This is a genomic window from Rodentibacter pneumotropicus DSM 21403 (genome assembly GCF_000379905.1).
Classification (GTDB): Bacteria; Pseudomonadota; Gammaproteobacteria; order Enterobacterales; family Pasteurellaceae; genus Rodentibacter; species Rodentibacter pneumotropicus.
Window position 1 is genome coordinate 78,387 of sequence record NZ_KB904040.1, and the last position, 19,871, is coordinate 98,257.

Below are 19,871 nucleotides of genomic sequence, written 5' to 3' on the forward strand. Positions count from 1 at the left end.
ACCTCGTGTTTCTCGCGCCAGTCAATCTCACGATTGTATGTTGCTGGGTGCATTGATAACGTTATGAAACGATAAAAGGATGTTTAATAAAACAACGCGATATTTCGCACGCGTTATAAGCGGCTTGTTTATTTTCGAGAAAAATGTTGATTATCAATGTCTTATGCCAATGCCGCACTGAATTTCCATCAACCTAATTTGCCATCTCTCACACTAAATTTTATGTGCAAAAGGACGCTCTATTATCCATATAAACCGATAAATTAGCAAGGTCATAATTACTCTAGATAAGGCTTTTATGATATGATTCGCGTCAATTTTCAGAAAGGTGAAAAAATGACTGAACAAAAAGAAAATATCATCAATTCTTCCGTAAAAATGTTCACAATTAGTGAAGATGAAGCTGGTCAGCGCATAGATAATTATTTGTTGGCAAAACTCAAAGGCGTACCCAAAAGTTTGATTTATCGCATCGTTCGTAAAGGTGAAGTGCGGGTGAATAAAGGGCGAATTAAGCCTGAGTATAAACTACAAATAGGCGATGTAGTACGCGTACCACCGGTGCGTACAGCAGAAAAAAATAATGCTCCGATATCGAAAAATTTAAATAAAGTTGCGGATCTTGAACATAAAATTTTGTTTGAAGACGATTGTTTAATCGTGCTAAATAAACCTTCCGGCATTGCAGTACATGGTGGCAGCGGATTAAATTTTGGTGTGATTGAAGCCTTACGCGCATTACGCCCTGAAGCCCGTTTTCTAGAATTAGTTCATCGTTTGGATCGGGATACATCCGGCATTTTGCTTATCGCTAAAAAACGTTCTGCACTACGAAATCTGCACGAACAGCTTCGCCTAAAAACGGTACAAAAAGATTATTTAGCCCTCGTTCGAGGGCAATGGCAGTCTCATGTTAAAGTTGTAAAAGCGCCACTGCTGAAAAATGAACTTGCCGGCGGTGAGCGTATCGTGCGTGTGAGCGAACAAGGCAAGCCTTCCGAAACACGTTTTTCGATTGAGGAACGCTATTCTAATGCGACTCTAATCAAGGCCTCACCGGTCACTGGGCGAACCCATCAAATCCGCGTTCATACCCAATATGTCGGTCACCCTATTGCATTAGACAACAAATATGGAGATAAGGACTTTGATACGCAAATTCAAACTTTTGGCTTAAATCGCCTGTTCTTACACGCCTTTTCCATTCGTTTTGAACACCCAAAAACAAGTGAAACCTTACGCTTTAATGCACCTCTTGATGAGAAAATAAAGGCGGTATTAAAAAAGTTACGGGAAAGCAAATAGACAAATTTGGTATTTATTGTTATATTTGGGTTCGGAGACAACTCGTTTCTATCGTAATTTCATAATAACAAAACATATTAAAGGATAGCAAAATGGCAAAAGGACAATCTTTACAAGATCCTTACTTGAACGCACTACGCCGCGAGCGTATTCCTGTGTCAATTTATCTTGTGAATGGAATTAAATTACAAGGACAAATTGAATCATTCGATCAATTTGTGATTTTATTAAAAAACACCGTAAACCAAATGGTTTACAAGCATGCGATTTCGACTGTCGTACCAGCGCGTTCTGTTTCTCATCACAACAATAATCACCATAATGTGCAGCCTGTTGAAACGGCAGAAGAAACCCAAACACAAGCAGAATAATCTAGTAAATGGATTGTAAAAAAACACTAAGTGCGGTTGAAAATTTACCTGAAATTTCAACCGCACTTTCTTTGTCTCAGATTCATCAACATTCAAATTCTCTGCATGATACTGCCATCGTCGTGCATGTATTCTTTTCACAAATTAAAAATCTTGACGATCTCCAAGAATTTCTTCTACTTGCCAAATCTGCCAATGTGGATACTTTGGAAGTGATTACAACCGGTCGTAGTACGCCTCAGGCTAAATATTTTGTGGGAGAAGGGAAAGCACAGGAAATCGCCGATGCGGTAAAAACGTATAATGCTGATGTGATATTGGTTAATCACCAACTTACACCTGCTCAGGCACGTAACTTAGAGAATCTGTGCGGCTGTCGTGTTGTCGATCGCACGGGGGTTATATTAGATATTTTTGCCCAACGGGCAAGGTCTCACGAAGGAAAATTGCAAGTAGAACTGGCGCAATTAAAACATTTAGCAACGCGTTTGGTTCGCCGTAAAACCGGTTTAGATCAACAAAAAGGGGCTGTTGAGCTTAGAGGACCGGGAGAAACTCAGTTAGAAACAGATCGCCGTCTCATCAGAGTGCGTATTAGTCAGTTACAAAATCGTCTGGCAAAAGTCGAGAAACAACGCAATCAAAATCGTCAGACGAGACAGAAAGCCGATATTCCGACAATTTCACTGGTTGGCTATACCAATGCAGGAAAATCAACACTTTTCAATGCGATTACACAAGCCAAAGTATATGCAGCGGATCAGCTCTTTGCCACTCTCGATCCCACTTTGCGCCGTTTACAAATTCAAGACGTCGGCACAACTATTCTTGCAGATACGGTGGGGTTCATTCGCCAACTGCCGCATGATTTAGTTTCTGCATTCAAATCTACTTTACAAGAAACTATCGAAGCCAGCCTTTTATTGCATATCATCGACATAACCGACCCTAGAATGTCGGAAAATATAGATGCTGTGGTTTCCGTGTTGGAAGAAATTAAAGCGGATAAAGTTCCCGCCTTGCTGATTTACAATAAAATTGATTTATTAGATGGCGTACTGCCTCATATTGAATATGATGATGAAAATAATCCTATTGCGGTTTATCTTTCAGCCCATAACGGGGAAGGCATTGATTTATTGCTTGAAGCCATTAAACTGCGGTTAAAAAGAGAAATACTTTCGCTGCACCTTACTCTTCAGCCTTATGATGGAAAACTCCGTCATGCCCTTTATCAATTAGATTCTGTGCGAAATGAACAAATTACAGAGCAAGGCGAACTTACATTAAATGTACAGATCAATAAAGTGGAATGGCTAAAGTTGTGCAAACAGTTTCCAACTTTAACTCGGATAAAAATTTAGCACGTAAACTTTTATACAGCTCAATATTATTTTCCGATCTCATACTGCTTTAATTTATTTGCAATCGCGGTATGGGATATCCCCAAACGTTGTGCCAGCTTGCGGGTACTAGGATACTCTTTGTAAAAAGCCCGCAAAACCTTGGCTTCATATTGCCCGATAATTTCCTCTAATGTTTGGTTTTCAAATTCATCAACAGAAATGACCGCACTTTGCGGTAAAGTGAGATTTAAACTTTTAATGCTTAGCTGATTATCTTTCGATAAAGAACAAGCGCGATACAAGGTGTTATAAAGTTCCCGAACATTTCCTCGCCAATCATATTGTTGCAAACAAGCGAGAAAATCCTGATTGAAAACAGGCAATTTTATTTTCAACTCATCACTAATTTCTTGTAAAAAGCCTTCAACCAAGGGTTGAATATCCGCTATACGCTCTCGTAATGAGGGTATATTGATGACTAACACATTCAAACGATGAAATAAATCTGCCCGAACCTTACCTTCCTCAACTAAGCGATTGAGAGGAACTTGAGACGTGCAGATAACCCGCACATTAGCATAATGCTCCTTTTCCTCCCCCACGCGGCGGAATGAGCCGTCCGTTAAAAAACGCAATAATTTGGCTTGAAGATTGAGTGATAATTCTGCAATCCCATCCAACAATACCGTACCTTCATTGGCATATTCAAAAAAACCGATCGTCTCGCTGCTTCCCACTTTTCGCCCAAACATTTCACTTTCCGCATCTTCATCAGGCAAGCCTGCACAATTCACCGCAATAAATTTTTTATCTCGGCGCAAACTTTGATAGTGGCAGGCTTTTGCCAATAAATCTTTCCCCGTACCGGTTTCACCTTGAATCAATAACGGCACATCAAACATAGCAAAACGCAGGGCATTTTCTACCGAACTTTTCATGGTTTCACTTTGTGTGACAAAGCAATCGAAGGGATGCTGAGGATCAAATTTAAGCGTCATTTTGAACAATCCGAATAAATGGAAACTGAGCTAATGATATGTTGTTTACATAAACCTGTAAAGATTATTTTACAGACAAATAAAAAACCCCTAGAAAGGGGTTTTATTCAATTTATTTCTGTACAGCATTGTTCAATTCTTTTGAGATTATCTCCATTGATTCCTGACCACTAAAGGCAAAGACATTCATTTTGCTTTCATACTAATAGCTATATTTTTTGCTTCTTTCTCACTTACCTCACTACGGAAGCCAATTCAGCTAATTCGTCTCTTAACCGGCATTTTTTATCGAAGGCTCAATAAAGTGCGGTTAATTTTAACCGCACTTTTTCAATTAAATCTGAATTATAGTTTTAGCATTCGCTCTGCTTCTTTTGCTCTTCTCAGGAATTGTTTACGTTCCGCAGTTGCCATACTGCTTGTTCCCGGTAATTTCACGCTAAGCGGATTAACCGCCCGCCCATTAATATGGAACTCATAATGCAAATGAGGTCCGGTTGAAATACCCGTATTACCGGAAAGGGCGATACGTTCGCCTTTTTTCACGGTTTGTCCAGCCCGAACCAACGGGCGACTTAAGTGCATATATATCGTTTGGTATTCACGCCCATGACGCAATACCACATAGCGACCCGCGCCCCCTGCTTGATAAGCGACTTTTTCAACTAAAGCATCTGCCGGAGCAATCACCGGAGTCCCCTGAGGCACAGAAAAATCCACGCCTTTATGAGGGCGTACACGCCCGGTCACCGGATGACGACGATTCGGATTAAATCCAGAAGAAACCCGTGCCTGACGTTGTAATGGGTAACGAGCAAACCCCTTACCTAGGGTTTCACCCTGTTGGTTATAATAACGACCGTTTGCCGCTTGAATCGCATAATAACTCTTACCGTCTGCAAGGATATGGATCGCTTCGACATTCCCCTGTCCGGTCAATTTATCACCCAAATATTCACGGGAAACCAAAACCGAAAATTTTGTATCCTTTTTGAGTTTTCGCAAACTCACTTGCCATTGTAATGCAGAACTTAATTGTGAGATTTGACGAGCTTCTAAGCCTAAAGAACGCAAGCTCGCTGCAAAAGATCCGCTCACTTTCCCTTTCAGCACTTCTTTTTTCCAAACGCTTTGTTTCTCTAAAATTTGACGTTTGAATTTTCCCTCTTCAACACGTTCATAAATCCGCTCTTCCTTCTCAGAAACAAGCCAGTTTAAATATTCCAGTTGATCATTTTTATCTAAAATCCAATAAAATTGTTGTCCTGCTTGAAGATTTTTAAGTTCAGGATAAGAGGCGATTAATCCTTTTGCCGTATCATCCTCCAACCCTGAAAATTCTAATACGTCTTTTAAAGTATCGCCACGTACAACAGTATGACTAAATTGATGGGTAATACGTAAGGCTTGATCGGCGACATCCAATAAACCACTCAAGGCATCTTGGGCATCTTGCGGAAGATCATTAAGCTCGTCAAATTCCGGTTTAACTTCTTCCGCTTCATCATCTTGAGCCTGCAATTCATCATCATAAGAGGTGGCATCCTCAGTATGTGACTGTTCAGATACTGGCGGGGTATGCAGATTTTCTTCCGGTTTGAGGGGCTGATACTGCACGTCATCCACTATTTCTGGCTCAAGATTACTTTGAACCGACGGTTCCGATTCCGCACTATCTTTCAATCCCAACATAACACCGCTGAAAATTAACGCCAATGCGACAAAAAAAATCGCCGCTTTAATACGGGATTTTCTTTTTCTTCTGTCTCGGGCTAATTTAACATGTTGCAAGAATAAGTACCTAAAGTGAAAATAATATCGTCTTCAGACTGCGAATCATAAAGGAGGTTCATTCTACCCTAAAATACATAAAAAAGTTGTCGAAATATTCACCATAAAGAGAGAACATCTTGAGAAAGATGGCAAAATGAGCTAATGTTAGCCGCTAAATTTGACATAGGCGGCATTATGCAAATTCATTCCATTCAATGTGATCCAAATTCCCCATTAATAGAACTCAAAAATATCAATGTGGTATTTGAACAAAAAACAGCATTACAAAATATCAATTTAAATATTTATCCCCAATCTATCATCACCATCGTTGGACCAAATGGCGGTGGGAAATCCACATTGTTAAAAACGCTCTTAAAACTGCAACAACCGACATCAGGCGAAGTCGTTTATAGTCAAAATGTACGTATTGGCTATGTACCGCAAAAAATTTACTTAGATCACAGTTTGCCTCTTACGGTAGAACGTTTTCTTGCCCTAAAAAAGGGGGCAAAAACATCCGAAATTTCAACCGCACTTGAGCAACTTTCGATTACACATTTACGCAAAAATAATATGCAAAAACTTTCCGGTGGTGAAATGCAACGAGTATTGCTCGCCCGTGCGATTTTAAACAAACCGAATTTATTAGTATTGGACGAACCTACTCAAGGGGTGGATATCACCGGTCAGGCAGAGCTTTATCAACTCATTCATCAAACCCAACAGCAATTAAATTGTGCCGTATTAATGGTCTCCCATGATTTACATATTGTGATGGCGGATAGTAAAGAAGTGATTTGTATTAATCAGCACATTTGCTGTGCCGGCACACCGGAAACGCTATCAAATAACCCTACATTTATACGTTTATGGGGCAACCGGCTTTCACAAAATGTTGGCTTCTACACCCATCGCCACAACCATCACCATAATTTACACGGTGATGTTTGTCGCTGTAACGGCACAGCTAATCGTTGTCAAAATAAGGATACTTAATGTTTGAAATTCTATTTCCGGCACTGCTTACCGGCATTCTATTATCCCTCATCACCGCACCGCTTGGGGTCTTTGTAGTATGGCGTAAAATGGCATACTTTGGCGATACGCTTTCTCATTCGGCTTTACTCGGCGTTGCATTGGGGATTTTCTTACACATCAATCCTTATATCGCGATAGTCGTACTCACCCTTATTTTGGCGATTGTTATGGTGTGGCTGGAAAGCAACACTCAGTTTTCCATTGATACCTTGCTCGGTATTATTGCACACAGTTGTTTATCGCTCGGTGTTGTCACCGTCGGTTTGCTAAAAAATGTTCGTGTTGATTTGATGAGCTATTTATTCGGTGATTTATTAGCGATAAATTACACCGATTTAATTTATATCACTATCGGTGTGATAATCGTACTTGGTACGTTACTCCATTTTTGGCAAGCCCTCCTTTCTACCACCGTTTCGCCGGAACTCGCCCAAGTGGAAGGCATAAACATTAAAAAAATGCGTTTTATTTTGATGATTTTGACCGCCCTTACTATTGCACTAAGTATGAAATTTGTCGGCGCGCTAATTATTACCTCCTTACTGATCATTCCGGCAGCGACCGCACGCCGTTTCGCCAAAACTCCCGAATCTATGGTTGGGTTTGCCGTTATGATAAGTATGCTTTCGATTATTGGCGGATTAATACTTTCAGCATTTTATGACACGGCAGCAGGCCCATCGGTTGTTATTTGCTCGACCTTCTTATTTGTTTTGTCATTACTAAAAAAGGCACGTTTGTAAGCTCGCCCAACCAGTGAAAACTATTTGCGCCACCAGTTAATTCTTGATAAAGTGCGGTGGATTTTTTACGGTGTTTTTTAGGATAAGAAAATGACCCAAGAATATTTAGATTTTGAATTGCCGATTGCCGAATTAGAAGCAAAAATCGGTGCATTACGCTCTGCCTCTAATGATAAAGTTGATTTAACAGACGAAATTACACGTTTACAAAAGAAAAGCGATGAATTAACCAAAAAAACCTTCGCCAACCTTGATGCTTGGCAGGTTTCACGTATGGCTCGCCATCCAAACCGACCTTATACCCTTGATTATATTGAACATATTTTTACCGAATTTGAAGAGCTTGCCGGTGATCGTGCTTTTGCTGATGACAAAGCCATTGTTGGCGGATTGGCACGTTTGGACGGTCGCCCTGTGATGGTTATCGGTCATCAAAAAGGTCGCACAGTTAAAGATAAAGTAAAACGTAACTTTGGTATGCCCGCTCCGGAAGGTTATCGCAAAGCTTTACGTTTAATGGAAATGGCGGAACGTTTTAAACTCCCAATCATCACTTTTATTGATACTCCGGGCGCCTATCCCGGTATTGGTGCAGAAGAACGGGGACAAGCGGAGGCCATTGCACGCAATTTGCGTGAAATGTCGCAATTATCCGTTCCTGTCATCTGTACCGTAATCGGTGAAGGTGGCTCGGGCGGTGCGTTGGCAATCGGCGTGGGCGACAAAGTAAATATGCTGCAATATTCCACCTACTCCGTTATTTCACCGGAAGGTTGTGCCTCTATTTTGTGGAAAAGTGCAGAAAAAGCCTCAACCGCAGCAGAAGTTATGGGGCTAACGGCTTTACGTTTAAAAGAACTTAATTTAATTGATAATATCGTACCGGAACCATTAGGTGGCGCACATCGTAATTATACTTTGATGGCTGAAAATTTGAAAAAACGATTAAGCGAAGATTTGGCTGAACTTGATAGCTTAGATAAAGAAGAGTTATTAACCAGACGTTACCAACGTTTAATGTCTTATGGCTATTGCTAAGTGAGTTAAAAAAAAGAGCGGTTATTTTTCGCTCTTTTTTCGTGAAAAATTATTGAATATTATTTTAGAAGCACGTCAAACAACGGTTCACCCATCTTACGAATCAATTTTGGATTCGATATACGGAAAATCACATTAATAAAAAGGAGATAAATATGAAAAATGTACTTTCCATCCAATCCCACGTAGTATATGGCTTTGCCGGCAATAAATCTGCCACTTTTCCAATGCAATTATTAGGAGTAGATGTATGGGCACTCAATACCGTGCAATTTTCTAACCACACACAATACGGAAAATGGACGGGTATGGTGATTCCACAAGAGCAAATCCGTGAAATCGTCACCGGCTTGGATAATATCGAAAAATTACAAGAGTGTGATGCTTTGCTTTCAGGTTATTTAGGCTCACCGGAACAAGTAGATCAAATCCTGTATACCTTAGAACAAATTAAAAAACACAACCCAAATGCAATTTATTTATGCGATCCTGTGATGCCAAATCCGGAAAAAATTTGTGTGGTGGCAAATGGTGTTCGCGAAGCACTCATTGAAAAAGCCATTCCCATTGCGGATATTATGACTCCAAACCTTAATGAGCTACGCCAACTCAGCGATTTTCCAATCAATTCTTTTGACGATGTATTAAAAGCAGTGCGAGCCTTATTGGATAAAGGCGTGAAAAAAGTCCTTGTGAAACATCTAGGCAAAGTAGGAAAAATCAATGATCCGGACACCTTTGAAATCATTATGGCAACAGCAGAAGGCATTTGGCATTTAAGCCGCCCGCTTTATCAATTCAACTTTGAACCGGTGGGAGTGGGTGATTTAATCGCCGGTACATTCTTAGCGAATTTACTCAATGGAAAATCGGATGTGGAAGCCTTTGAAGCAATGAATAATGAAGTGGCGGGCGTGATGAAAACTACCTTTGAACTCAATTCTTACGAACTACAAACCATTGCAGCACGTTTTGAAATTCTCAATCCGACCGCTCAATACAAAGCAGAAAAAATCGCCTAATGGATTTGTTTTCGGCTTTTGAACAACAACTTAAACAAACCACCGCTCAACACTATCTTATCGCCTTGAGCGGTGGTTTGGATTCGACTGCTCTTCTTTCTTTATTTGCAAAACACCGTCAAAATCGACCGCACTTTCATCTTCGCGCCATTCATATCCACCATGGGTTAAGCCCTAATGCCGATAGTTGGGTTGAACATTGTCAATCTTTATGTGATCAATTTCATATTCCGTTAATTATTGAATATGTTCAGGTGGATCAAACTAAGGGTATTGAGGCAGGGGCGCGTGAGGCCCGTTATCAGGCTATTCAGTATCATATTCAACCCAACGAAACTCTCGCCACCGCTCACCATTTAAATGATCAAACGGAAACCTTTTTCCTTGCACTAAAACGTGGCAGTGGTTTACAAGGTTTAGGGGCGATGCAACCCCAAAGCGAATTATTTGGTATGAATATTTTTCGTCCATTGCTTTCTTTTACTCGAGAACAATTAGAACACTATGCACAAACTGAAAATTTGACTTGGATTTATGATGAAAGTAACGATGATAACCGTTATGAACGCAATTTTTTACGTAATGAAATTCTGCCAAAAGTCCGTGAACGTTGGACACATTTTGATCGCACCGTTCAACGCTCTGCACAACATTGTTTTGAGCAACAACAACTGATTAATGAGTTACTACAAGACTGTTTTCTTGAGCATTGCCAAACACCAACGGAATTTCAACTCCGCCATTTCAGTCAATATTCGCCAGCAAAACAGACCGCACTTTTGCGAATGTGGTTTTCTCTAAATCAATGGGAAATGCCAAGTAAACGCCAACTCGAACAACTGATAAATGACGTGGTTTTAGCTAAAAAAGAAGCCAATCCACAGTTTCATTTAGGAAAACAGATTGTCCGCCGTTATCAATTCTGTTTGTATCTCACCGCGGATTTTTTGGATGTAACGGGGGCTTGTCTTGAAATGCAAGATAACCACATTTTGCTTCCAGATAATCTTGGCGGACTTTATTTGCAACGCACCCCTATGCACTTTATTTTTTCTTGGCAACAATATTCCATTGAATTACCGCCCACTGATTTACCGATTCAAATCCGCTTCGGCTATTCAGGAAAAATCAAATACCACCCGAAACGCCCAAGGGAAGAGATCAAGAAAATATGGCAAAAACTGGGGGTTCCCCCCTGGCAACGCAACCGCATTCCACTTATTTTTTATGGTGACAAATTACAAAGTGCGGTCGGTTTTTTCAAAGTTTTTGAACATTCCGAAAAATAGCCAAAACTTACCGCACTTTATACTTTTTATCTGATAAAATAACTCAGGCTTATATTTTTATAACATAAAGGAAAATAAATGTTTGATTCTTTGATTGTTCAATTTGTTGTACTTTGGGCTGTAATTGACCCCATTGGCTCGATTCCCGTTTATCTTTCTAAAACTATTGGTTTTTCCCTTGAAGAACGCCGAAAAATTGCACGTAACGCAGTGATTATTTCTGCCGGTATTCTACTTTTCTTTTTAGTTGGCGGACAAATTCTCTTTGAAGCCATGCAAGTTCCTCTTCCGGCTTTCCAAATCGCAGGGGGATTAGTCCTTTTCCTCTTTGCTTTAACAATGATTTTTGGTGAAAGCAAACCTGAACAAGAAATTAAAATGAGAGTAAATATCACCGAAATTGCCGTTTACCCACTTGCAGTGCCCTCTATTGCCTCACCGGGTGCGATGATGGCGATAGTGCTTTTAACAGACAACCATCGTTTTAATTTTACCGAACAATTTATTACCGCCGGAATTATGTTAGCGGTATTATTAATCACCTATATTTTATTACTTGCCGCCAATCGCATTCAGCACTTTATTGGAAACTCCGGCGCAGCAATTATCAGCCGTGTAATGGGATTAATTTTGGCTACTGTGGCAGTGAACAATGTATTAATCGGATTGAGGGACTTTTTTACTCAGGTGGCGTAAAAAGGTTAGAGATCGAAAATTAGGCTTCTGTGATGGGAGCCTTTTTTGTTTTCTTTTTTGAAATCTAATTACCTAAAAAATCCCTTAAGATCCCTGCTGTAAACTCCTTCCGCAAATAAAATCCCAACGGCAATGTTTCCACCACTTCGCCATTTTTTCCAATCCCTTTGGTTATCGCTTTGCTATTTGCACCTTTTGGTCGTAACTGCATCACTTCCCCAATACGGGCAGTAATTTCATTCAGCCTTCCCAAAGTGATATATTCCATCAATTCTTCCCAATCTTGCTTTAATTGGCGTTCTTGTTCCGGGCTGGGCTGCCATAAAATCGGTGAACCGATATGGCGATCACGCAGAGCAATATGTCGGCACCCTTCAACAGGGATCCAAAGCACACAAGATAATTTATGACGAACGTGAGAATTTTCCCACTGCACACCGGAATTTTGTACCAGAGGTGCAAGGCTGACAAAGGTGGTTTCCAACGGAAAGCCTTGTTCATTAATAGGAAGGGTTTTGAGCTCTACACCAAGATGGGCAAAATCTTGCTCGGCTTTACTACCAGCACTGGCACCTAATGCCGTTTCCAAAAGCATTCCCACCCAGCCTTTATCACGTTTTAAATCAGGGGGAGCCAGAATGCCAAGATCATCGGCAAGTTCACCAAAACTTAATCCAGCGATAGCTTGTGCGCGCTCAAGAAGTTGCGTTAATGTTTGCGGAATCATTCGCGATATTTTTTGAAAAAACGAGGTTTAGTATCTTCCGTTCCTTTATCAATATAAGGAATATTTTCTAATTGGAGCAAAAAACGTTTCGCTGCTAGCCCACCACCAAAACCGGTGAGCGTTTTATTTTTGCCTAAAATACGGTGGCATGGAATGATAATACTAATCGGGTTGCTTCCCACTGCGCCCCCCACGGCTCGCACTGCTTTGGGATTATCAATCATTTTTGCCAATTCTCCATAACTCGAGATTTCACCATAACCAATTTGCCGTAATGCCTGCCAAATGGCTTGTTGAAATGGTGTTCCCTCCGTTTTCAAGGGAATATCCGAAAAACTTTCTGCCTCTCCCTTAAAATAACGCTCAAAAGCTGACCGCACTTTTTGAAAAAGAGGAAGCTCACTTTTTTCAATCCATTTAGGGTTTGGTTCGAACTGCTCTTTTTCAAAATCAATATGAGTTATGTGTTCACCATCAGATAGAATCAAAAGTTTCCCCACCGGGGAAGGATAATAAGTGTAATAAAGTGCGGTCATTTTCTGCCTCATTTTTTAACATAAAAAAAGCGTACCGAAGTACGCTTTATTATGCGGAATTTTTTGCTGATTAGAAACGATAATTTACATTTAAACCGTAAAGGTTGGCTGTGGATTTACTCGTATAATTCACGGCAAAAGGAATATTTTCTTGCTGCTCCTTAAATGTTATTTTCTTACCTTTTAAATGAGCATAGGCAACATCAATTGATAAATCAGGCGTCACTTTATAGGTCGCGCCTAAACTATACCAAGTCCGATCCGTATCAGGTATCGAGGCAGAGTGATATTGATCTGCAGCCGTTTCATCATAAGCAATACCGGTACGTAAAGTTAGCTTATTCGTCGCATCATAGGAAACCCCTAGGGCAATACGGGAATTACCACGGAAATATTCATCTTTTTGTAAAGCCTCTGCACCATCGCTATTATAGGTCGCTTTCAGCTCTTTAAAACGTTTCCAATCGGTATATTTATAGCTATAGTGGAACGCAAATTTATCCGTCACTTTATGATAACCGGAAATTTCCCAATAGCCCGGTAAATCAAGATCCAATTCTGCTGTGTCTGCACGCTTTAAGTTACGATTGAAAGCGGTATTATCTTTATAACTCACAGTAATCGGAGAATGATAAGCCACCCCTAAACGGTTGCGTTCATTAAATTCATAGACCAAGCCGGCATTCCAACCGAATCCCCATCCATTATCTTGTAAACGGGTCACTACATCACTGCTATCCAGCACTTTTACATTTACAGGCTGACCCGCTTGAGCACTCGCTTGTGCACTAGCCCGAGCATTAACTAAATCTGCGCCAACACCGGCTGTTCGTTCCAATTTTGCTTTGGTATAGAGTGCGTTAATACCTAAACCGAAACTCAAGCCTTCTGAAATACGATAAGCACCACTAAGATTTAAATTAATCGCCGCTAAATCTGTTTTTCCACCAAACACACCCGCACTATAATGTGAATCAAATTCCGTTTTTAAGCCAAAAGGAACATTCATTCCTCCACCAACAGAAAATTTCTCGTTAATCGGATAAACAAAATAAGCGTTTGGAACAAAGGCTGAAGGCACAACACTATTTTGATCTGCGTTTTTATTCACCAATAATCTACTAATTTGTGGCGAATTTGACGTAAATTCTCCTTTTAAATTAACCTTTGCATCAACATAAACACCACCAAAAGAAATTTCCGAACGTTTAAATAACGTCATCAACGCCGGATTTGTTGCCACCACAGAGGCATTATCCGCTATCGCAGCCTCACCAGCATAGGCACGCCCTAAACCGGATGTGGAAATTTCAGCTAATTGGAACGCTGCGGCATTTGCACCACCGGCAGCAAGCAACATTGCTGTTGTTAATAAAGATTGATTAAATTTTTTCATTGGGAACCTTTTGTTATTTATAATTTATATAAAAATAAAATCCGTGAGATTCTAAAACGCTATTTATTAGAGCGCAAATTCATTTTGTTTATTTTTATAGAGTTCCGACCAGTGAAGATTTCTATTTAAAGTGCGGTGAATTTTCATCTACTTTTTAAAAGTGCTAAAATGACGCCAATTTAATTTCAAAATAAGGACAAAATATGACCGTAAAATGCAAAGCAGAAGAATCATTGACTTGTAGTTGTGTAGATGTGGGAGCCATTATCGACGGTTCCGAGCGCACCGTTAATATTGAGCAAATTTATGCAACCCAAGCAGAGGCGGAACAAACCCTCGCCAGTCTCACGGAAAAGGCACGTAAAACAGAAAGTGATCCTTGTGAAATTGTGAGTGAAATATCGCCTGTTGAAGGTGGCGTACAATTAAATGCAAGTTTTACCTTTAGTTGCCAAGCCGAAGCCATGATCTTTGAATTAGCGAATCGCTAAAAACGGTATTCAATGAGACCGCACTTTTATTAAAGTTATAAAGTGCGGTCTTTTTTTCATATAAAATTTATCGCAAACGTTTGCCTAAACTGATACAATCCGCGCTGATTTTTCATTTAATTAACATGGGAAAAACATTGTGAGCAAACCATCATTAAGTTACAAAGATGCCGGCGTCGATATTAATGCAGGCAATGAGCTTGTCGAACGAATCAAACCACATGTCAAACGCACTACACGTCCGGAAGTGATTGGTGGCTTGGGCGGATTCGGCGCATTATGCGCCATTCCAAGCAAATATAAAGAGCCTATTTTGGTTTCAGGCACTGACGGTGTCGGTACAAAATTACGCTTAGCCATTGATTTGAAGAAACACGATACCATTGGTATCGATTTAGTCGCAATGTGCGTAAATGATTTGGTCGTACAAGGTGCCGAACCGTTGTTTTTCTTAGATTATTATGCGACCGGAAAATTAGAAGTCGATGTGGCAGCGGATGTGGTGAAAGGCATTGCGGAAGGTTGCGTACAATCAGGCTGTGCGTTAGTCGGTGGTGAAACCGCAGAAATGCCGGGGATGTACCATGAGGGTGATTATGATTTAGCCGGTTTCTGTGTTGGCGTAGTAGAAAAATCCGAAATCATTGACGGCAATCAAGTTCGTAGCGGTGATGCCTTAATTGCCCTAGGTTCAAGCGGGCCTCATTCAAACGGTTATTCTTTAATCCGTAAAGTAATTGAGGTTTCCGGTGTCAATCCGGCAACAGAACAATTAGCCGGTAAACCATTAAGCGAACAAGTGCTTGCGCCGACTAAAATTTATGTGAAATCTATTTTATCCCTGATTAAACAAACGGATGTTCATGCTATCGCTCATCTCACCGGTGGTGGTTTTTGGGAAAACATTCCACGTGTATTACCCAAAAATACCAAAGCAGTCATTGATGAAAAAAGTTGGGAGTGGCAACCAATTTTCAAATGGCTGCAAGAACAAGGTAATATTTCCACTTATGAAATGTATCGTACCTTTAACTGCGGCGTGGGGATGGTGATTGCTCTTCCACAAAATCAAGTGGAAACCGCATTGGCACTTTTAAAACAAGCCGGTGAAAATGCATGGCTGATCGGACATATTGAACAGGCAACAGATGGCGAAGAGCAAGTTGTAATTCAATAACTCCCTTTAAGGCGAATGAAAGTTCGCCTTTACTTTTCTCAATATTTTAGGATCTTTATGAAAAAAATTGCCGTTCTGATTTCAGGACAAGGAAATAATCTACAAGCTATCATTGATGCTTGTGAAAAAGGCTTTATCTCCGCTAAAATTGCCTGTGTGGTCAGTAATAAAAGTGATGCCTTTGGGCTTGAACGGGCAAAAAGTGCGGTCATTCCTACGGGTGTTTTTTTACGTCAAAATTTTACTAACAATCAAGAGATGGATCGCAAAATTGGCGATTATTTAGAAAGTTTTGAGGTTGATCTCATTGTGCTTGCCGGCTATATGAAAATTTTGACGCCTGAATTTACTCAACGTTTCCAAGGAAAAATTTTAAATATTCACCCTTCTCTACTTCCTAAATATGCAGGTCTCAACACTTATCAACGGGCTCTAGAGGCAGGAGATACCGAACACGGTACGACGGTTCATTTTGTGAATGAAGAAGTCGATGGAGGCGCAATCATCTTACAAGCCAAAGTGCCTATTTTCCCAGATGATAATGTGGAAGACATTGAATTACGCACAAGAGAGCAAGAATATCGTATTTACCCTATGGCGGTTAAATGGTTTATTGAAGATCGTTTAACCTTAAAAGAAGGTATTGCCTATTTAGACGGAAAGCCATTATCTGAGCAAGGTTATGCCAGTGACGAATAAAAAAAGCGATGAAATCATTCATCGCTTTCTTGTTGAATAGAGGACAATTGATAATTAGAAACGATATGCTAAACCGGTGAAGAACACAAACGGATCAAGTTTTAGTTTCACTTCGTGTTCATAACCCGCTGTTACAGCTGGAACTTTAAATTTAGCGGTAGTTTTAATGCGGGTGTACCACATTGCAGTATTCCAATATAAATTATCCGTTAATTTAATATCAATACCCGCATTGACAACAGGTGCAAAAGAATGTTTTTTCACATTAACATCAGTAATTAACGGATTTGTTGATTTTGCATTAAAGAAACGCGTATAGTTTAAACCTGCCCCAAGGTATGGACGAGAACCTGCATCTTTATCTAAGAAATAATACTGTAAATATAAACTTGGCGGTAATTGTTTTACTTTCACTACATCACCAAGATTTGAAGCCGCACCTAATGCTGGTACATTCGCACTCACTTTGTGTGAGAAAGGTGTTGCAGCTAACAACTCTAAACCAATATTATCAGTGAACATATAAGTACCGGTTAAACCCAATTGAGCATTGTCACTCACTTCTAAATTAACCTGCGTATTAGTTTTAGTTGTAGATTCAGAATTTGCTGACACAAACACACCACCGGCACGTAAAATAACATCTCCGGCTTGGTGAGCATTTGCTACACCGGCAAATAATGCTGCGGTTAAACCTAATGCTAATGCAGTTTTTTTCATATTGAACTCCTTAAGTATAATGTTTAATTTATAACCATAAAATGACTATGGTTATTTTCGGCTTGTAATATACTCCATATTGAGTATAAATTCTGTGATCTAATTCAAGCTTTTAAACATTTAATAAAATTATTTTAATTTTTAGTTTAAAAACCTGAAATCACAAATTCTATCCTTCACCCAAAAGTAAATTTTTACAGAAGATAAATGGCATAGTAGTATAAACAAGGTATAATCGCCTCATTTTGAAAAAGAGAGGCTTGAATGAATATCAACTTTACACAGATTTTACAAGATAGTTGGAATTTTTTCCGCAATCAGAAAAAAACTATGTTTCAACTTGTATCAATCCTATTAATGGTACAGGTTTTAAACCTATTGTTAAGCCCGTCATTTACTTCTCAAGAAGCCTTAAGCGGTATGAAAACTTTATCTGATATGACAAATATTGATGTCATCGGTTTTCTTACTTCATTTTCTATCACACAATTAACTACAACCTTTGTAAGTGCTTGGGGATTGATGACAATCCATAAAATCAGCCAACAAAATTACCTCACTTTAGGACAAACTTTCAGCGCAACACTCTCACGTTTTATCGGTGTCGTGCTCCTTGAGCTTATTATTGTTATTCCTATATCGCTTGGTTTATTTGAAATCGGCGCTGCAGCACTCACCAAAAGCTCACCCTCAATAATTTCACTTGTAGCGATTTTTGTCGGCATTTGGTTTTTTATTCGTCTAAATTTATCGACAACCCACTACTTAACGACACAGGATGGCATCGGACAAAGCCTGCAAAAAATTTGGCTACAAGGGCGAAACCAAAAAGGGGCATTGTTTATTTATGCTCTATTAATGTATTTTGTTGTACCAACATTAATTTTTCAGCTCACGACCCTATCCAACAATATAATTTTTATACTTGTGGTCAGTGCCTTTGCTTCACTACTAAATATATTAATGCAGGTTGTGACCTATCGTTTTTACAGCTTATTTATGAAGGAGTCATAAGTGAAACAACTACTTGAATTTATTCCACTGATTTTATTTTTTATCACTTATAAATTGAGCGGCGTACGTGATGCGGCAATCGTCTTAGTCATCGCCACCCTTGTGCAAATGGTGATCTTAAAATGGAAATACGGCACGGTTGAAAAACAACAAAAAATCATGGCTGGTGCGGTCGTTTTCTTCGGTCTTTTAACCGCTTATTTCAACGAGTTACGCTATTTGCAATGGAAAGTCACCATTGTAAATGCACTTTTTGCCATCATATTGCTTGTAGCACAATTTCAATTTAAAACACCTTTGATGAAAAAATTGCTGGGTAAAGAAATTAAGCTGCCGGATCAGGCTTGGAATACACTCAATCTCGGCTGGGCAATTTTCTTTATTATTTGTATGTTGGTGAATATTTATATTAGTCACAATATGTCGGAAGAGGCTTGGGTTGATTTTAAATCCTTCGGTTTAATCGGAATGACACTGATTGCCACCATCATTTCCGGCGCTTACATTTACAAATTTTTACCCAAAGATGAACAAAATAACCATAAAGACGGAGAGAACTAATGTCCTCAAATTTTATTGATAAAAACGGTCGTCAATCAAAGGGCGTACTCCTACTACGTACGCTTGCAATGCCATCCGACACCAATGCAAACGGTGATATTTTTGGCGGTTGGATAATGTCGCAAATGGATATGGGCGGTGCCATTTTAGCCAAAGAAATCGCACATGGGCGGGTCGTTACCGTTGCCGTAGAAAGTATGAATTTCATCAAACCTATTGCAGTGGGTGATGTGGTGTGCTGCTACGGTCAATGCCTAAAAATCGGACGTTCTTCCATTCAAATTAAAGTAGAAGTCTGGGTGAAAAAAGTTGCCAGTGAACCGATTGGCGAACGCTATTGCGTAACCGATGCGGTGTTTACCTTCGTTGCTGTGGATAACAAAGGAAAATCCCGCGCAATTCCACGGGAAGGCAATGAGGAGCTAGAAAAAGCTCTCGCATTGATTCAAGAATATGAGAATCAACAAACTAAAAATACTTAAAGGAGAAACCATGTATTACGTTATTATTGCCCAAGATATTCCCGGCACGCTTGAAAAACGCCTTGCCGTTCGTGAACAACATTTAGCCCGTTTAAAACAACTACAAGCCGAAGATCGTTTACTTACTGCCGGCCCTAATCCGGCGATTGACGATGAAAACCCCGGCGATGCAGGATTCACCGGTTCGACCGTGATTGCTCAATTTGACAGCTTACTCGCCGCAAAAGATTGGGCGGCACAAGATCCCTATGTAGCCGCAGGTGTTTATGGCGAAGTCACAGTAAAACCCTTTAAAAAAGTTTTCTAAGGGAACTAATATATGAAAAAGCGGATCTAAAGATTCGCTTTTTTGTTAATTGGAGCATATAAGTTTAACCGCCTATACTGTTAAACCAATTCAACCTAACAAGGAATAATTTCCGGTATTATGTAGTAAATTCACAAAA

Annotated in this window: 22 protein-coding genes; 16 read left to right on the plus strand and 6 right to left on the minus strand. The window is 39.8% G+C overall.

Annotated elements, in window-relative coordinates; translation table 11 throughout:
* Positions 1–336: 336 nt before the first annotated feature.
* The 3 genes from rluC (at position 337) to hflX (ending at position 3,040) form a co-directional block, all read left to right on the plus strand.
* Positions 337–1,305: a 23S rRNA pseudouridine(955/2504/2580) synthase RluC gene (gene rluC / locus A3GE_RS0100450; RefSeq protein WP_026215329.1), complete on the plus strand. Its 969-nt coding sequence runs from the start codon at positions 337–339 to the stop codon at positions 1,303–1,305.
* 92 nt (positions 1,306–1,397) lie between these two features.
* The gene (hfq, locus tag A3GE_RS0100455) at positions 1,398–1,676 is read left to right on the plus strand and encodes an RNA chaperone Hfq (RefSeq protein WP_018355316.1); all 279 of its coding nucleotides are present in this window, start codon (positions 1,398–1,400) and stop codon (positions 1,674–1,676) included.
* An 8-nt stretch (positions 1,677–1,684) separates the two neighbouring features.
* Positions 1,685–3,040, plus strand: coding sequence for a ribosome rescue GTPase HflX (gene hflX / locus A3GE_RS0100460; RefSeq protein ID WP_018355317.1), 1,356 nt, complete (start codon positions 1,685–1,687; stop codon positions 3,038–3,040).
* Between the two features lie 26 nt (positions 3,041–3,066).
* Here hflX and A3GE_RS0100465 read toward each other — a convergent pair whose 3' ends face one another.
* Positions 3,067–4,020, minus strand: a complete 954-nt coding sequence (locus A3GE_RS0100465; protein ID WP_018355318.1) for a sigma 54-interacting transcriptional regulator — start codon at positions 4,018–4,020, stop codon at positions 3,067–3,069.
* Positions 4,021–4,365: 345 nt separating this feature from the next.
* On the minus strand, positions 4,366–5,811 hold the full coding sequence (mepM, locus tag A3GE_RS0100470; RefSeq protein WP_018355319.1) for a murein DD-endopeptidase MepM: 1,446 nt from the start codon (positions 5,809–5,811) through the stop codon (positions 4,366–4,368).
* 177 nt (positions 5,812–5,988) lie between these two features.
* On the opposite strand from mepM, the gene znuC reads away from it, so the two are divergent.
* The 6 genes from znuC (at position 5,989) to A3GE_RS0100500 (ending at position 11,622) form a co-directional block, all read left to right on the plus strand.
* Positions 5,989–6,792 (plus strand): zinc ABC transporter ATP-binding protein ZnuC, encoded by an 804-nt coding sequence (gene znuC / locus A3GE_RS0100475; RefSeq protein WP_026215330.1) that lies wholly within the window; start codon positions 5,989–5,991, stop codon positions 6,790–6,792.
* The gene (gene znuB / locus A3GE_RS0100480; protein ID WP_018355321.1) at positions 6,792–7,577 is read left to right on the plus strand and encodes a zinc ABC transporter permease subunit ZnuB; all 786 of its coding nucleotides are present in this window, start codon (positions 6,792–6,794) and stop codon (positions 7,575–7,577) included. The genes znuC and znuB overlap by 1 nt, the downstream gene beginning before the upstream one ends.
* Positions 7,578–7,667: 90 nt before the next feature.
* A complete protein-coding gene (gene accA / locus A3GE_RS0100485; RefSeq protein WP_018355322.1) occupies positions 7,668–8,615 on the plus strand; it encodes an acetyl-CoA carboxylase carboxyl transferase subunit alpha in 948 nt (315 codons plus the stop codon).
* Positions 8,616–8,770: 155 nt separating this feature from the next.
* On the plus strand, positions 8,771–9,637 hold the full coding sequence (gene pdxY / locus A3GE_RS0100490; RefSeq protein WP_018355323.1) for a pyridoxal kinase: 867 nt from the start codon (positions 8,771–8,773) through the stop codon (positions 9,635–9,637).
* Positions 9,637–10,926: a tRNA lysidine(34) synthetase TilS gene (gene tilS / locus A3GE_RS0100495; protein ID WP_018355324.1), complete on the plus strand. Its 1,290-nt coding sequence runs from the start codon at positions 9,637–9,639 to the stop codon at positions 10,924–10,926. The genes pdxY and tilS overlap by 1 nt, the downstream gene beginning before the upstream one ends.
* A 78-nt stretch (positions 10,927–11,004) precedes the next feature.
* The gene (locus A3GE_RS0100500; protein WP_018355325.1) at positions 11,005–11,622 is read left to right on the plus strand and encodes a MarC family protein; all 618 of its coding nucleotides are present in this window, start codon (positions 11,005–11,007) and stop codon (positions 11,620–11,622) included.
* A 64-nt stretch (positions 11,623–11,686) separates the two neighbouring features.
* Here the strand turns inward: A3GE_RS0100500 and mutH are convergent, their stop codons facing one another.
* The 3 genes from mutH to A3GE_RS0100515 form a co-directional block, all read right to left on the minus strand.
* Positions 11,687–12,349 carry a DNA mismatch repair endonuclease MutH gene (gene mutH / locus A3GE_RS0100505; RefSeq protein WP_018355326.1) on the minus strand — a complete coding sequence of 221 codons (663 nt, stop codon included), beginning with the start codon at positions 12,347–12,349 and terminating at the stop codon, positions 11,687–11,689.
* Positions 12,346–12,885: a methylated-DNA--[protein]-cysteine S-methyltransferase gene (locus tag A3GE_RS0100510; protein ID WP_018355327.1), complete on the minus strand. Its 540-nt coding sequence runs from the start codon at positions 12,883–12,885 to the stop codon at positions 12,346–12,348. Before A3GE_RS0100510 ends, mutH begins: the two co-directional genes overlap by 4 nt.
* 70 nt (positions 12,886–12,955) lie before the next feature.
* A complete protein-coding gene (locus tag A3GE_RS0100515) occupies positions 12,956–14,281 on the minus strand; it encodes an outer membrane protein transport protein (RefSeq protein WP_018355328.1) in 1,326 nt (441 codons plus the stop codon).
* Between the two features lie 203 nt (positions 14,282–14,484).
* Here A3GE_RS0100515 and A3GE_RS0100520 point away from each other — a divergent pair, with 203 nt between their 5' ends.
* From A3GE_RS0100520 to purN, 3 genes are all read left to right on the plus strand, one after another.
* The gene (locus A3GE_RS0100520) at positions 14,485–14,772 is read left to right on the plus strand and encodes a YfcZ/YiiS family protein (RefSeq protein WP_018355329.1); all 288 of its coding nucleotides are present in this window, start codon (positions 14,485–14,487) and stop codon (positions 14,770–14,772) included.
* A 139-nt stretch (positions 14,773–14,911) separates the two neighbouring features.
* Entirely contained in the window at positions 14,912–15,949 is a 1,038-nt protein-coding gene (gene purM / locus A3GE_RS0100525) for a phosphoribosylformylglycinamidine cyclo-ligase (protein ID WP_018355330.1), read from the plus strand.
* 57 nt (positions 15,950–16,006) lie between these two features.
* On the plus strand, positions 16,007–16,648 hold the full coding sequence (gene purN, locus A3GE_RS0100530) for a phosphoribosylglycinamide formyltransferase (protein ID WP_018355331.1): 642 nt from the start codon (positions 16,007–16,009) through the stop codon (positions 16,646–16,648).
* Between the two features lie 54 nt (positions 16,649–16,702).
* Here the strand turns inward: purN and A3GE_RS0100535 are convergent, their stop codons facing one another.
* Positions 16,703–17,368: an OmpW/AlkL family protein gene (locus A3GE_RS0100535; RefSeq protein ID WP_018355332.1), complete on the minus strand. Its 666-nt coding sequence runs from the start codon at positions 17,366–17,368 to the stop codon at positions 16,703–16,705.
* A 264-nt stretch (positions 17,369–17,632) separates the two neighbouring features.
* On the opposite strand from A3GE_RS0100535, the gene A3GE_RS0100540 reads away from it, so the two are divergent.
* Genes A3GE_RS0100540 through A3GE_RS0100555 form a run of 4 tightly spaced genes read left to right on the plus strand, consistent with a single transcriptional unit; the run spans position 17,633 to position 19,732 of the window.
* Positions 17,633–18,382, plus strand: a complete 750-nt coding sequence (locus A3GE_RS0100540; RefSeq protein WP_018355333.1) for a hypothetical protein — start codon at positions 17,633–17,635, stop codon at positions 18,380–18,382.
* Positions 18,383–18,943 carry a septation protein A gene (locus A3GE_RS0100545; protein ID WP_018355334.1) on the plus strand — a complete coding sequence of 187 codons (561 nt, stop codon included), beginning with the start codon at positions 18,383–18,385 and terminating at the stop codon, positions 18,941–18,943. It abuts the gene before it with no gap.
* The gene (gene yciA, locus A3GE_RS0100550; RefSeq protein ID WP_018355335.1) at positions 18,943–19,425 is read left to right on the plus strand and encodes an acyl-CoA thioester hydrolase YciA; all 483 of its coding nucleotides are present in this window, start codon (positions 18,943–18,945) and stop codon (positions 19,423–19,425) included. Before A3GE_RS0100545 ends, yciA begins: the two co-directional genes overlap by 1 nt.
* A 10-nt stretch (positions 19,426–19,435) precedes the next feature.
* The gene (locus A3GE_RS0100555) at positions 19,436–19,732 is read left to right on the plus strand and encodes a YciI family protein (protein ID WP_018355336.1); all 297 of its coding nucleotides are present in this window, start codon (positions 19,436–19,438) and stop codon (positions 19,730–19,732) included.
* Positions 19,733–19,871 lie beyond the last annotated feature (139 nt).

Excerpts from the sequence above, each read along its gene's own strand:
- rluC (WP_026215329.1), top strand. The coding sequence starts at position 337 with ATGACTGAACAAAAAGAAAATATCATCAATTCTTCCGTAAAAATGTTC.
- hfq (WP_018355316.1), top strand. The coding sequence starts at position 1,398 with ATGGCAAAAGGACAATCTTTACAAGATCCTTACTTGAACGCACTACGC.
- hflX (WP_018355317.1), top strand. The coding sequence starts at position 1,685 with ATGGATTGTAAAAAAACACTAAGTGCGGTTGAAAATTTACCTGAAATT.
- A3GE_RS0100465 (WP_018355318.1), bottom strand. The coding sequence starts at position 4,020 with ATGACGCTTAAATTTGATCCTCAGCATCCCTTCGATTGCTTTGTCACA.
- znuC (WP_026215330.1), top strand. The coding sequence starts at position 5,989 with ATGCAAATTCATTCCATTCAATGTGATCCAAATTCCCCATTAATAGAA.
- znuB (WP_018355321.1), top strand. The coding sequence starts at position 6,792 with ATGTTTGAAATTCTATTTCCGGCACTGCTTACCGGCATTCTATTATCC.
- accA (WP_018355322.1), top strand. The coding sequence starts at position 7,668 with ATGACCCAAGAATATTTAGATTTTGAATTGCCGATTGCCGAATTAGAA.
- pdxY (WP_018355323.1), top strand. The coding sequence starts at position 8,771 with ATGAAAAATGTACTTTCCATCCAATCCCACGTAGTATATGGCTTTGCC.
- tilS (WP_018355324.1), top strand. The coding sequence starts at position 9,637 with ATGGATTTGTTTTCGGCTTTTGAACAACAACTTAAACAAACCACCGCT.
- A3GE_RS0100500 (WP_018355325.1), top strand. The coding sequence starts at position 11,005 with ATGTTTGATTCTTTGATTGTTCAATTTGTTGTACTTTGGGCTGTAATT.
- mutH (WP_018355326.1), bottom strand. The coding sequence starts at position 12,349 with ATGATTCCGCAAACATTAACGCAACTTCTTGAGCGCGCACAAGCTATC.
- A3GE_RS0100510 (WP_018355327.1), bottom strand. The coding sequence starts at position 12,885 with ATGACCGCACTTTATTACACTTATTATCCTTCCCCGGTGGGGAAACTT.
- A3GE_RS0100515 (WP_018355328.1), bottom strand. The coding sequence starts at position 14,281 with ATGAAAAAATTTAATCAATCTTTATTAACAACAGCAATGTTGCTTGCT.
- A3GE_RS0100520 (WP_018355329.1), top strand. The coding sequence starts at position 14,485 with ATGACCGTAAAATGCAAAGCAGAAGAATCATTGACTTGTAGTTGTGTA.
- purN (WP_018355331.1), top strand. The coding sequence starts at position 16,007 with ATGAAAAAAATTGCCGTTCTGATTTCAGGACAAGGAAATAATCTACAA.
- A3GE_RS0100535 (WP_018355332.1), bottom strand. The coding sequence starts at position 17,368 with ATGAAAAAAACTGCATTAGCATTAGGTTTAACCGCAGCATTATTTGCC.
- A3GE_RS0100540 (WP_018355333.1), top strand. The coding sequence starts at position 17,633 with ATGAATATCAACTTTACACAGATTTTACAAGATAGTTGGAATTTTTTC.
- yciA (WP_018355335.1), top strand. The coding sequence starts at position 18,943 with ATGTCCTCAAATTTTATTGATAAAAACGGTCGTCAATCAAAGGGCGTA.
- A3GE_RS0100555 (WP_018355336.1), top strand. The coding sequence starts at position 19,436 with ATGTATTACGTTATTATTGCCCAAGATATTCCCGGCACGCTTGAAAAA.